Origin of the sequence: Jiangella mangrovi (genome assembly GCF_014204975.1) — a bacterium.
GTDB classification, from domain to species: domain Bacteria; phylum Actinomycetota; class Actinomycetes; order Jiangellales; family Jiangellaceae; genus Jiangella; species Jiangella mangrovi.
Genome location: NZ_JACHMM010000001.1, coordinates 5,497,700 through 5,510,897, shown reverse-complemented (window position 1 = coordinate 5,510,897; position 13,198 = coordinate 5,497,700). Strand labels below are relative to the sequence as shown.

At 70.8% G+C, this 13,198-nt stretch carries 8 protein-coding genes; all 8 read left to right on the top strand.

Annotated features, from left to right (window positions below):
• Positions 1 to 57 precede the first annotated feature (57 nt).
• Positions 58 to 1,941, top strand: coding sequence for a LamG-like jellyroll fold domain-containing protein (locus HD601_RS25595; RefSeq protein WP_184826720.1), 1,884 nt, complete (start codon positions 58 to 60; stop codon positions 1,939 to 1,941).
• 195 nt (positions 1,942 to 2,136) lie between these two features.
• The gene (locus tag HD601_RS25590; RefSeq protein WP_184826718.1) at positions 2,137 to 2,997 is read left to right on the top strand and encodes a glycerophosphodiester phosphodiesterase family protein; all 861 of its coding nucleotides are present in this window, start codon (positions 2,137 to 2,139) and stop codon (positions 2,995 to 2,997) included.
• Between the two features lie 216 nt (positions 2,998 to 3,213).
• Positions 3,214 to 4,239, top strand: coding sequence for a phosphate ABC transporter permease subunit PstC (pstC, locus tag HD601_RS25585; protein ID WP_184826716.1), 1,026 nt, complete (start codon positions 3,214 to 3,216; stop codon positions 4,237 to 4,239).
• 10 nt (positions 4,240 to 4,249) lie between these two features.
• On the top strand, positions 4,250 to 5,503 hold the full coding sequence (gene pstA, locus HD601_RS25580; protein WP_184826714.1) for a phosphate ABC transporter permease PstA: 1,254 nt from the start codon (positions 4,250 to 4,252) through the stop codon (positions 5,501 to 5,503).
• Positions 5,500 to 7,317, top strand: coding sequence for a phosphate ABC transporter substrate-binding protein PstS (locus HD601_RS25575; protein ID WP_184826713.1), 1,818 nt, complete (start codon positions 5,500 to 5,502; stop codon positions 7,315 to 7,317). Before pstA ends, HD601_RS25575 begins: the two co-directional genes overlap by 4 nt.
• Complete coding sequence (locus HD601_RS25570; protein ID WP_184826711.1) at positions 7,314 to 9,983, top strand: hypothetical protein; 2,670 nt, start codon at positions 7,314 to 7,316, stop codon at positions 9,981 to 9,983. Before HD601_RS25575 ends, HD601_RS25570 begins: the two co-directional genes overlap by 4 nt.
• Before the next feature lie 130 nt (positions 9,984 to 10,113).
• Entirely contained in the window at positions 10,114 to 11,196 is a 1,083-nt protein-coding gene (locus HD601_RS25565) for a substrate-binding domain-containing protein (protein ID WP_184826709.1), read from the top strand.
• A gap of 166 nt (positions 11,197 to 11,362) precedes the next feature.
• Entirely contained in the window at positions 11,363 to 13,054 is a 1,692-nt protein-coding gene (locus HD601_RS25560; protein ID WP_184826707.1) for an Ig-like domain repeat protein, read from the top strand.
• Positions 13,055 to 13,198: the final 144 nt, after the last annotated feature.

Genomic DNA, 13,198 nt, shown 5'->3' with positions numbered 1-13,198 from the left:
GCCATCTCGGATTGGTCCGATATGCGCGATCCAGTGCATCCATCGGAGGTTCCGCAGATGTCCGATTCCCGTTCCGGCGGCGTCGCCCGCCGCCGTCTCCTGCAGGGCGCCCTCGCCGCCCCCGCGGCGCTCGCCGTCCCCGGCCTGGTCGGCGGCGGCCTCACCCAGACCGCCGGGGCCGCTCCCGTCTTCCCGCCGACACCGGCCGGGTTCGACCCGGAGAGCCCGCGGTTCTCGCTCGCCGTGCTGCCGGACACGCAGTACCTGTTCGACGAGGACCGTTCCGACCCGCAGCCGCTGGCCACCACCTTCCGCTACCTCAGCGAGCAGCGCGGCCTCGCCAACGTCGCGTTCATGACCCACCTCGGCGACATCACCGAGCACGGCACGCAGGACGAGATCGACCTCGCCGACCAGACCTTCGAGGCCATCGACGGCGTCGTGCCGTTCAGCGTCCTGGCCGGCAACCACGACATCCCCGGCGGCAACGACCAGCGCGGCGAGACCCCGTACCTGCGCGCGTTCGGCCCGTCGCGCTTCACCGGCAGCCAGACCTACGGCGGCAGCTCGCCCGACGGCTACAACAGCTTCCACGTCATCCCGGCCGCCGGCCGCGAGTGGCTGGTGCTGGCCCTGGACTGGCGGGTCTCCGACGCCGGCCTCGCCTGGGCCCGCGGCGTCGTCGACGCGCACCCGAAGCTGCCGGCGATCGTCACCACGCACGACCTCGCCTTCGCCGACGACGACGGCGCCGCCTCGCTCTCCGGCAATGGGCAGCGGCTGTGGGACGGGCTGATCCGCGGCAGGGACCAGATCTTCCTGGCCCTCGGCGGGCACTACTGGCCGCCGGGGCGGACCGTGCTGCGCAACGACGCGGGGCACGACGTGCACGTGCACATCACCAACTACCAGGACCGCTACTTCGGCGGCGCCGGCATGATCCGGCTCTACCAGTTCGACCTGGTCCGCAACACCATCGACGTCGAGACGTTCGCGCCCTGGTTCCTCACCCGCGAGGCGGGGGAGCGGCCGCCGCTCGGCGCCGAGGTCATCGAGCTCACCGGCGACGTCGACCGGTTCAGCCTGCCCGTCGACTTCGACGAGCGGTTCGCCGGGTTCGCGCCGGTCCCCGTCCCGCCGCAGGTGCCGCCGACGCGCGTGGTCGGCAAGGACACCGTCGCCTACTGGCGCTTCGACACGCTCGGCCTGCGCGGCCGGGTCGAGGAGGGCGCCACCGTCGCCGACGGCGCCGTCGCCCAGGACCTCTCCCGCAAGGGCAACGACCTGGTCGTGCGCCGGCTGCACTCGACCGCGTCGGGTCTGCTCACCCGGTCGCTCGACCACCACGACGGCGCCCCGACCCACGCCAGCCTCCGCTTCGACGGCGGCCAGTCACCCGACCGCGGGGCCGTCCTCGAGGCCGTCGCGAACGCGCCGATCAACTCCGAGAAGTTCCTCGGCGGCTACACCATCGAGCTGTTCCTCAAGCTGCCCGAGCCGTTCGAGGGCAACCACGCGTGGATGGGCATCTTCAGCTGGCAGGGCCGCGCCGGCGACGCCGGCAAGACCGCCGGCTACTCGCCGCTCGAGCCGACCTGCAGCCTCAACCTGTCGCCCGAGCGGTTCCTCCAGTACGTCCTCTACCCGCACGTCGAGGACGCCTCGCCGACGCACTGGAGCCACGCCCTCCCCGTCGGCCGCTGGTTCCACGTCGCCGTCGTCAACGACGGGCAGCAGACGGTCGTGTGGGTCGAGGGCTCGCCCATCACCCGCAACCCGCGCCAGCCGGCGCACGGTATCGCGACCCTGGGCCGGCCGTTCACCATCGGCGCCACCGGCTGGGATCTCGGCTTCGGGCAGGGCTTCTATGGCCTGCTCGGCGACGTCCGCATCAGCAAGCGCGCACTGGCGCCGTCGGAGTTCCTGACGCCCTTCGAGTGAGGCTCGTTCCTTCTGCTCCGCGACGATGGGGTGACGCTCCTGTGAGCGTCACCCCGTTCCGCGTTCCCGGCCCCGCTCGCCACGTTAGATTGGGCCACTCTATTTTGTGACAATTCAGGACATAGACACCTGGTCGACACCGGCTGCCGAGAGGCTCTGATCTTGTCAGCCCCTACCAGCCCGAAAGGCAGTCACATGCCGAACTCCCTGCTCAAGCGCACCCTCGTGGTGTCCGCTCTCGTCGCCGTGGGTGCGACGGCCGCGGTCGCCCCGGCCCAGGCCACCGGCCGCTTCCATAACCCGGCCAACATCGCGCACCACGGCGCCTCCGCTGCGGCGCCGGAGAACACGCTCGTCGCGATCGACCTGGCCTACGACCAGGGTGCGGACTACGCCGAGGTCGAGATCCAGCGCACCTCGGACGGCGAGCTCGTCGCCATCCAGGACGCGGGCCTCGCCCGGACCACCAACGTCGAGGAGGTCTTCCCGGGGCGGTCGCCGTACCTGGTCCGCGACTTCACTCTCGCGGAGCTCCGTCAGCTCGACGCCGGCTCCTGGTTCGGTGCGCAGTTCGCCGGTGAGCGCATCCCGACCCTGAGTGAGGTCATCGCCGAGGCCGGTTACCGCGACGGCATCGTGATCGAGATCCGCAACGCCGCGCTCTACCCGGGGATCGAGGAAGACGTCAGGGACGAGCTGGCGGCGAACCCGTACTACCTGGTTCGTGCGCTGCTCCTGAACAAGCTCGTCGTCAAGTCCGCGAGCGTCGACTCGGCGAACGCCTTCCACGCGCTCGCGCCGTACGTGCCGGTGGGCGTGATCTACGACTTCCGGCCGGCGGACGCCGATCTGGTCGCCGTCAGCGAGTGGGCCCACGAGGTCGACATCGTCACGTCGGTCGCCGACGAGGCGCACATCGACCGGATCAAGGAGCTGGGCCTGAAGGTGTCGGTGCACACCGTCGACACCGAGACGCTCATGACCCGCTACATCGACCGCGACGTGAACGGGATCGTGACGAACGTCCCGGCGCTGCTCGCGGGCCTTCTCGACTAACGCTCGCAACACGCGGGCCGGCACCTCGGGACGGGGTGCCGGCCCGTTTCACTTCGGCGGCCCGATGGTTCACCCAGCGTTCATCCCCATCCCGTTGGCCGGGGAGCTACATCGTGGCAATGTTGACATGTTGCATCAACGCGATCTATTCAATGTCTATCTAAATCTTGGGGATGTAGTTGTGCAGGGGGAGCGAGTGACGGAGAGCTCTGGCTGATGTCGACGACGACCACGAGGCGTGTGGAGCCCACGGGTGAGGTGACCGAGGACGCGCCACGCGCCTTGAAGGCTGCCATCGGACCCAGCGACCGGATCTTCCGAGGCGTCTCCCGCAGCGGCGGCCTCGCCGTCCTGGCCATCATGTCCCTGATCGGCATCTTCCTCGGGTACCGCGCCATCCAGGCGTTGCGCGAGGCCGGCATCTCGTTCCTCACCACCGAGGCGTGGGAGCCCAACGGCGGCGACTTCGGCATCGCCGCGGTGCTCACCGGGACCGTCCTGATCGCCCTGGTGGCCATAGGCGTCGCAGTGCCCCTGGCCGTCGGCACGGCGCTCTACATCTCCGAGTACGCCCCCGCGCGGATCAAACAGACCCTGATCAGCATGGTCGACCTCATGGCGGCGGTGCCGAGCGTCGTGTACGGCCTCTGGGGTGCCTTCTTCCTGCAGTGGAACATCCTCGGCCTGTCGCGGTGGATCTCGACGTGGCTCGGCTGGATCCCGTTCCTGTCGGTCGACGGCGCGGATCCCCGCGACCCGCTCGCCACGGAGACCGTCTACACGGCCTCCACGCTCATCGCCGGCATCGTCGTCGCGATGATGGTGACGCCGATCGCGTGCTCGGTGATGCGCGAGGTGTTCGCCCAGGCGCCCGCCGGTGAGCGCGAGGGCGCCTACGCCCTGGGCGCTACCAAGTGGGGCATGATCCGCTCGGTCGTGCTGCCGTACGGCAAGGGCGGCATGATCGGCGGGACGATGCTCGGCCTCGGTCGCGCACTCGGCGAGACCATCGGCGTCTACATGGTCATCTCGCCGGTCTTCGAGATCCAGCCGCGCATCCTCGAGAGCGGCAGCAACTCCGTGTCGGCGCTGATCGCCCTGAGATACGGCGAGGCGAGCGACTTCGAGCTGTCGGCCCTGATGGCGGCCGGCCTCGCCCTGTTCCTGATGACGCTGGTGGTCAATTTCGCCGCCTCGTCGATCATCGCCCGGTCGCGCTCCGGCGCCGTGAGCGACGCATGAGAGGACGACGATGACCGCTGTCGACATCCGGCCCGCCGACGTCGGGGCCGACGACCCGTCGACGGGGGGCACCACGCTGCCGCCGCCCGTACCGCCGGGCAGTCCCGAGGAACCGCGACGCAGCCTGGTCCTGCTGCGCACGTCCGACATCTTCGCCCTGGTGGGTGCGTTCGCCGCCTCCGTCTCGATCACGTTCGTGCTCTTCACGCAGTTGCTGCCGTTCGAGGGAGCGATCGGGTTCGTCGTCCTGGCCTACGTGCTGTTCCTGATCGTCTACGCACTGCTCGTCTCTCTGGACGACGACGGCCCCGCCGTGCGCGACAAGGTGGCAGCGGTCGCCGTTCACGGGCTCGCGCTGCTGCTCGGCGTCGGCCTGGTGTTCGTCGTGCTCTACACCCTGGGCCGCGGCGCCGAGGCGCTGCCGAACCTGAACTTCTACACCGAGGACATGCGGGTCACCGGTCCGCTGGACCCACTGACCAGCGGCGGCATCCTGCACGGCATCGTCGGCACGCTGATCATGATCACCATGGCGCTGGCCATCACCATCCCGCTGGGCATCGTCTGCGCGGTGTTCCTCAACGAGATCCCCGGCCGGCTCAGCCGTCTGGTGCGCACCATCGCCGAGGCCATGACGGCGCTGCCGTCCATCGTCGCCGGTCTGTTCATCTACGCCACCTGGATCACGGCCTTCGGCCTGGGGCAGTCCGGCTCGGCCGCGGCGCTGGCCATCACGGTGATGATGCTGCCCATCGTGATCCGCGCCTCCGACGTCGTCCTGCGGCTGGTGCCCGGGACGCTGAAGGAGGCGGCCTACGCGGTCGGCGCCGGGCAGTGGCGGACGGTGTGGCACGTCACGCTGCCGACGGCGCGGTCGGGGTTGATGACCTCGATCATCCTCGGTACCGCACGCGGCATCGGCGAGACCTCCCCGGTGCTGCTGACCGCCGGGTTCACGGCCGCGGTCAACACCAACCCGCTCGAGGGGCCGATGGTGTCCCTGCCGCTGCTGACCTTCGAGCTGGTGAAGAACCCCCAGCCGGAGATGATCGCCCGCGGCTTCGGCACGGCGGCCACGCTGATGGTGCTCGTGCTGCTGCTGTTCGCGGTCGGCCGGGCGGTCGGCGGGCGCGGTCCGGGTCAGCTCACCCGGCGTCAGCAGCACCGCCGCGTCCTCGCGTCGCGCCGCGACGCCGAACGGTTCCGCCGCACCGACGCGGCCCGCCCCAGGTTCACCACACAGGAGGAAGGACAACGCCGATGACCCCGACATCTCCGCGCTGGATCGTGCTGCGCTGGGTCGGCGGCCTGCTGGCACTCGTGCTGATCGTCCAGGCCGTCGTCACCGGGGCCGCCCGTGAGGCGATGGCGGCGAGCTTCTTCCCGGTCAGCGGGTCCGGCTCCACCTGGAGCTCCAACGCCGTCGACGCCTGGCGCGCCAACGTCGAGCAGCAGGGCATGCGCATCAACTTCCAGGCCAACGGCTCGACCAACGGCCGCAACCAGTTCCGCGAGGGCGTGGTCGACTTCGCGGTGTCGGAGATCCCGTACGGCGTGCAGGACGGGAACAACACCGACGACCCGCCGCGTCGCGGGTACGCCTACATGCCCATCGTCGCCGGTGGCACCGCGTTCATGTACAACCTGACCATCGGCGGGCAGCGGGTCACCAACCTGCGTCTGTCCGGCGACGTGATCGCGAAGATCTTCACCGGCCAGATCACGCTGTGGAACGACGCCGCGATCAGGGCGGACAACCCGCTGCTCACCCTGCCCGCGATCCCGATCGTCCCGGTGTTCCGATCCGACGGTTCGGGTACGTCGGCGCAGTTCACCGCCTGGATGAACGATCAGCACCCCGACATCTGGGAGGCGTTCTGCGCCGAGACGGGGCGCAACCCGTGCACGCCGACGTCGAGCTACCCGAATCCCGGCTCTCCGTTCATCGGCGCCGCGACCTCCAACGGCGTCGCCGGTTATGTCGCGCGCGCTGCCGGCGCCATCACCTACGTCGAGTACTCCTACGCGTTGCAGTCCGGGTTCCCGGTGGCCAAGGTGCGCAACGCGTCGGACTACTACATCGAGCCGACGGCCGAGGCCGTCGCCGTGGGCCTGCTCGGCGCCGAGATCGAGAACAACCCGGCGTCGCCGGACTACCTGACCCAGAACCTCGACAACGTCTACCGCAACGCCGACCGGCGCGCGTATCCGCTGTCGTCGTACTCGTACATGATCCTGCCGACGAAGCTCGAGAACGGCTTCACCGAGGCCAAGGGTCTCACCCTGGGGTCCTTCGCCTACTACTTCCTGTGCGAGGGACAGCGCTCGGCAGGCCCACTGGGCTACTCGCCGCTGCCGATCAACCTGGTGCAGGCCGGTTTCGCCCAGGTGCGCAAGATCCCCGGCGTCGAGGTGCAGTCCATCGACCTCGCCGGCTGCAACAACCCCACCTTCTCGCCGGACGGGACGAACACGCTCGCCATCAACGCGCCCCAGCCTCCGGCCTGTGACGCCGTCGGAGCGACGCAGTGCACCACGGGCACCGGTGGCGACGACGACGAGACACCGCCGAACCCACCGGGCGGAAGCGCCGACGGTGGTGGAGGCGGTGACGGCGGCGGAGGCGGTGACGGCGGAGCGGCCGAGGGCGGTGGCGGTGCGGCCGACGGCGGAGGCGGTGCGGCCGACGGCGGAGGCGGTGCGGCCGACGGCGGCGGCGCGGCGACCGGCACCGAGCCCGGCGGCGCAGCGACCGGCACTGACACCGGAGCGGCCGGCGCCGACGCGGGCGCCGACACCGGAGCGGCCGGCGCCGACACGGGCACCGACACCGGAGCGCCGGTGTTCGACCCGGAGACGGGCGAGATCATCAGCGGCGGTGACGCCGGAACGGACGCCGGTGGGGGCGGGCAGAACGTGTCCGCGGTGCCGGTGTCGCTCCAGGCGTCGTCGGGCTGGAGCTTCCAGCACACGCTGATGGTGCTGGCCGGCGCCCTTCTTCTCGGCGTGGTCCTCGGCCCGCCGGTGATCTCCCGGGCACTCGGGAGTCGCAACGATCCTGCCGGGAGGACCTCGTGATCATCTCGTCTGGTCTGCGTATCCGGGCGGTATCGGCCGCCCTCGCGCTGGTGGCCGGGGTCGGCCTGCTCGCCTACGAGCCGGCGACGCCGACGGCCGGCGCGGCCGCCGGCGACCTCACCGACTCGGCCGTCACGTTGCGGTGGTCCGACGGAATCATCGGCGCCGACCACTCGACGGTGGTCGAGGAGCGCGACCCCGAGCACTTCATGTACGACGACTTCGACGGCCTCGAGGTGACGGTCTCGCAGACCGACGACATCCGTGCGCAGTCCCTGGACGTGCGGTGGAGCGGCTGGCAGCCGACGCCTGGAAGCGTGGGCAGCCTTCCCGGCAACTACATGCAGATCATGCAGTGCTGGGGCGACGAGGAGACCGGCCCGCTGCCCGAGAACTGCGTCTGGGGCGCCCCCGGCATGTCCGATCCGGGCCGGATCGAGCCGAGCGTCCGGGGTCGAGGCGTCGAGCCCACCGACCCGCTGGCTGAGAGCGTTCCCGATCACTACATCCCGCCGGGCGGGGGTGTCGCGGAGGTCCCGTTCCGTGCGGCCGACTCCGACGAGTTCGTGTGGTCCGCGGACATCGAGAACGTGTTCGGCCGGTGGACCACCAACGAGGTGCGCGGCGTGCGCACCGACGACGCGGGCGACGGAGAGGCGATCTTCACGGTTCAGGACGCCATCGACGCGCCGTACCTCGGTTGTGGCACACCGGTCGAGGGCGCCCAGGCCGACGGCCGCGACTGCTGGCTGGTCGTGGTCCCACATGGCGGGCATCGCCTCGACGGCTCGGCCATCGGCACCGGGACGAACGCGCTTCAGTACGCCGACGGCTCGCCGCTGACGCCGACGAACTGGGCGCAGCGGATCCAGGTCCGGCTGGACTTCGCGAGCGTCGACCTCACCTGCCCCACCGAGTCCGAGCAGCGCCCGACGGTGGGCTCGCAGCTGGCGGCACGCGCCGTCTTCTCCTGGTTGCCGGAGCTCTGCTCCGCTGACGGCGGCGCCTTCTCCTACCTGGCGCTGTCCGACGCCGAGGGCCGCCGCCAGGTCGCCTCCGACACTCCGGGTGCGGCCGGGCTGGCCTTCACCTATGCGCCCGTGGTCACCGGCGAGGAAGGGCCGGAGGTCCTGCACGCGCCCGTCGCGGTCTCGGGACTCGTGATCGCCCTGAACATCGAGGAACCCGACGGGACGATCGTCCGCGACCTCAGGCTGACCCCGCGCCTGGTGGCGAAGCTGCTCACGCAGAGCTATCGGCATGACGTGCCCGGCGGATACGAGGCGTTCACGGGTCTCGACGAGCCACCTGCCTGGGCGGTGGCCAACCCCACGGACATCAGCGCCGATCCGGAGTTCACCGAGCTCAACCCGGAGGCGCCGGTGCGCAATCTCGGCTTCGCCGCGGGCAACGCCCTGCGTATCTCAGGCCCGAACCCCGCCGATGCGTTCCGCGAGCTGTGGCGCTGGATCCAGGCCGACGCAGAGGCCAGCGCCTGGCTCGCCGGCGAGCCCGACGACCACGGCATGGTCGTCAACCCGGCCTACGAGGAACTCGGTCTGGCAGAGCCGCCCGCGCCCGACACCGTTCCGCGCGACGTCCAGGCCTGCTACCAGAACACGACCCAGCCGCAGATCCCCGCACCTGGGTACTGCACCCTCGACCTGCTCTTCTTCGCCACCAGTTTCGAGGACGCCGCCCTGCGCGCACGGCTCGGGCAGGCCGGCTCGAAGACGGACTGGGACACCCTGGCCGTCAGCCCGTCGGGCACCCCCGGATGGTGGACCGAGATCCCGCCGCAGGCGCCCGGCCGGCGCTGGCAACTCGCCGTCACCGACTCCGCGTCCGCGCAGCTGTACGGCCTGCCGGTCGCGAGCCTGCGCAACGCCGCCGGAGAGTTCGTCCAGCCGGGTTCGGCGAGCCTCGCCGCGGCCGTCGACTCGATGGTGCCGAGCGAGATCGACGACGTGCTGGCCATCGATCCCGAGGCGGCCGACCCCGACGCGTACCCGCTCGCCATGATCACCTACGCGGCGGTGCGCGCCGACCAGGAGGACGACGCGCTCGCCGACTACTCCGCCATGCTGAGCTACGCGGCCGGCGACGGACAGACGCCCGGGCTGGCCGCCGGCGATCTCCCGCCGGGGTACTCCCCGCTGAACGACGAGCTGCGCGCGCAGACGCTGGCCGTTGCCGAGGCGCTGGTCGCGACCGACGACCCGCGCGACCCGCCCGGCCTGGTGCCCGGCAGCGACGAGGACGGCGGCGACGAGGACGGTGCCGAGGGGAACGGCGACGGCGGCGACGAGGCCGGCGGCACGGAGGCCGGTGGTCCCGGCTCGACGGGCGCCGACGACGGCGCCCCGGGGGCGGGCGACGCCCCCGATCCCGCGGGGCTGGCGCCCACGGGCGGCGACGACCCCACCGACGACCCGTCGCTGCCGCCCGCACCGGACGGCGCGACGGGCGGTGCGGGGGACGACCAGCCGCCGGCGGTCGGCGACGACGTTCCCGTCGCGCAGACGACGCCGGGGGAACCGGTCGGTCCCATGCAGTACGTCCTGCTCGCGGTGCTGATCGCCGGCCTGCTCGGCGCCACGGCCGGTCCCGCGCTGCTCAAGCTCGGGCCGCGGTTCGGCGGCGCCGCGGCCGTCACCCCCCGTTAACCCGACGACGACAAGAAGACATCTTGATCTTTGCCGAACGTATATAGATTGCGACAATCTAAGCGGCAAGACTGAAGACACCTCCAAACAGGAGGTAGCAATCCTTCCCAAGTCCTGAAAGGGGACATCAATGAAGGTCAATGCCTTCGGGAAGACCGCAGTCTTCGGGCTGGGCGCCGCCCTCCTGGCGATCGGCGCCTTCGCCGGGCCGGCCCAGGCCGACCCGCCGCCCAGTGGCGCGCTGGCGATCGCCGGCTCCGACACGACCCAGGACGTCGTCAACGGCCTCGCCGGCATCTCCGGCGGGCTGCTGGAGTCGTGGCACGCCTCGGTCGGTGGCGTGACCCACGACCTGATCGCGCCCAAGTCGGGCACGTTCACGGTGACGCGGCCCAACGGCTCGAGTGAGGGCCGCGACGCGCTGCGTCGTTCCCTCGGCACGAACGTCGCCACGCCGTGGGCCGGTGCGAACTCGGTGCCGGTGGGGTCGGACGTGTTCGACGCCGCCCGTTCGTCCAGCGGCCCGGGCAGCAACCAGAACAACAACGGCCAGCTGGTGTACATCCCGTTCGCGCTGGACGCGGTGACGACCGCGACCGGCCCGACCAGCACGCTGCCGAGCTTCACGCTGGCTCAGCTGCAGACGATGTACTCCACGGGTGCGGGTGTCACCGTCGGTGGCACGACGTACACGCCGGACTCCAACATCACGCTGCTGATCCCGCAGGCCGGCTCGGGCACCCGCCAGTTCTGGGCCGACACGATGGGCATCAACGCGACCACCCCGCCGGCGTGGGTGCACGACACCCTGGGCGGCGTGTCCGTGCAGGAGCACGACGGCACGGTCCTGCAGACCAACCCGACCGCGATCGTGCCGTTCTCGATCGCGCAGTGGATCGCACAGACCAACGGCGTGGCGCCGGACCGGCTGCACGGCGCCGAGCTCGGCACCATCAACGGCGTTCAGCCCACGGTCGAGAACCCGGAGACCGAGCAGCAGGTGCTCAACCCGGCGTTCCCGGTCACCCGCGAGGTCTACAACATCGTCTCCCACGCCCAGGCCACCGGCGGCGACGCGCTGATCATGGCGACGTTCGTCGGCAGCAGCTCCACGGCCTGCAACGTCAGCACGATCGAGCTGTTCGGCTTCGCGTCGATCGGCAGCCGCTGCGGCTCGATCAACACCAACCTGCGGGCCTTCCCCAACGGCTGATCGACTCGCACCACGACAACTGAAGCCAGCTCCGAGTGGTCGGGTCCGCCTTTCGCGGATCCGGCCACCTCGGGGTGTCGGCCGTTTCTATCGACAATTCCGAAGGAGTACGACAATGAGAACGACGACCGTCGCGCCATCGCTCAGGCGATGGATGGTTGCTGCTGTGACAGCGCTGGGAATGGCCGTGGCGATGGTCGTCGCCGGCCAGTTCGGCGAGGCTTGGGCCCAAGAGGAGCCGTTGCCCACGCTGACCGCCACACCGTCGACCGGCCTCGTCGCCGACGTGACCGGGGCGAACTGGACCCGGCTCGCGGCGCCGACCGCCTGCCCGGCGGGCTTCAACGTCCCCGGAGTCCTCAAGGGTCAGCTGTTCCTGATCAGGGCCGGCGGAGACAGCACCACCAAGGACGGCAACCGGCAGGTGGCGTTCGCGACTCAGATCGGTACGGGGCCCCTCGCCGTCGACGTCGGTGGCAACGGGATCTTCACCGGTGTGGCTCCGGAGCCGCCGGGAACCTACGAGCTGGTCCTGTTCTGCACCCAGGAAGGAAACCCTTCCGGCTACACGGCGGCGTTCTCGGCGTGGCTGTCGTTCGACGCGACCAGGTGGACCATCACGGCGGAGGAGCCGCGGGCCGCGGGCACAACGATCACCATGGAGGCCACCGCCGACGGTGAGCCGGCAGACGAGGTCGAGCTCGGCACCGAGGTGGAGCTCACGGCTACGGTCGACCCCGCCGAGGCGGCCGGGACGGTCGAGTTCTTCAACAGCCACCCCGACCTCGAGGTGCGGGAATCGCTCGGCACGGATGAGCTGTCCGACGGGACCGCGTCGGTGACGCTCAGCGACCTCGCGGCCGGCGAATACGTCCTGACGGCCGACTTCACCTCTGCCAACGAAGAGGAGTTCACGTCGTCGCAGACGGTGGCCGAGGTGCCGCTGACCGTCGTGGCCCCAGAGGCCGAGTCGACCACGACGACACTGGCCGTCGCGCCGGAGAGCCCCGTCGACGTCGGCGCCGAGGTGACGATGACGGCGACCGTGGACCCGGAGGCGGCCACCGGGACGGTGCAGTTCCGCTCCGGCACCGAGGACCTCGGTGCGCCGGTGCCGGTGGAGTCCGGCGTCGCCGTGCTGACCACGTCCGAGCTGGCCGAGGCCGACCACACGCTGACGGCTTCGTTCACCTCGGCGGAGCCGGAGGCGTTCACGTCGTCGACGTCCACGCCGGTGGTCTACACCGTCGGCGCCCCCGGCCCGAAGGTCACCGCGGTGGACGCGGAGGGCAACGCGCTGGAGGACAACCCCGTGCTGGCCGACGGACAGGTAGTGACGCTGACGGCGCCGGGCTTCGGGGCCGAGGAGGACGTGACGGTCACCCTCGACGCCGAGAGCGAGACACCCGAACAGCTCGGCGAGGAGCCGATCCCGGCCGACGAGGACGGCACTGTGGTGACCGAGTTCACCGCGTCCGGGCTCGAGCCCGGCCAGCACCAGCTGGACTTCGCCGGCGCGCAGCAGACCCTGGTGTGGCAGTTCCAGATGGAGGACCCGGCCGGGACCGAGGACGGGACCGAAGACGGCACCGAGGACGGCACGGAGGACGGGACCGAGGACGGTGGCGGCGACGACGGCACCGAGGGTGGTGCCGCCGAAGACGGTGGCGCGGACGACGGCGCTGCTGGTGGCGCCGCGGGCGGCTCCGGCAACCCGGGGAGCCTGGCGCAGACCGGTGCCTTCCTCGTCGCTCCGCTGGTGCTGGTCGGCCTGGCGGCGCTGAGCGCCGGTTACGCCTTCATCCGGCGCAGCAAGCGCGACGAGTTCCTCACCTTCGACGACCCGACGGCGACCTGACGTCTGAGCTGAGGGCGGCCCCGAATGGATGAACAGGCGAACACGAGACGGCGAACGGCCATCGCGAGTGACCGTGATGTCCATGCGGCGTTCACGATGGCGAAGCCGACGGTTCGGTGCGTCCTCATGAGCAACACGCACGGT

Bases quoted from the DNA above. Each gene is read 5' to 3' on its own strand.
- HD601_RS25565 (WP_184826709.1), top strand. From the start codon at position 10,114: ATGAAGGTCAATGCCTTCGGGAAGACCGCAGTCTTCGGGCTGGGCGCC.
- HD601_RS25575 (WP_184826713.1), top strand. From the start codon at position 5,500: ATGACCCCGACATCTCCGCGCTGGATCGTGCTGCGCTGGGTCGGCGGC.
- pstC (WP_184826716.1), top strand. From the start codon at position 3,214: ATGTCGACGACGACCACGAGGCGTGTGGAGCCCACGGGTGAGGTGACC.
- HD601_RS25590 (WP_184826718.1), top strand. From the start codon at position 2,137: ATGCCGAACTCCCTGCTCAAGCGCACCCTCGTGGTGTCCGCTCTCGTC.
- HD601_RS25595 (WP_184826720.1), top strand. From the start codon at position 58: ATGTCCGATTCCCGTTCCGGCGGCGTCGCCCGCCGCCGTCTCCTGCAG.
- pstA (WP_184826714.1), top strand. From the start codon at position 4,250: ATGACCGCTGTCGACATCCGGCCCGCCGACGTCGGGGCCGACGACCCG.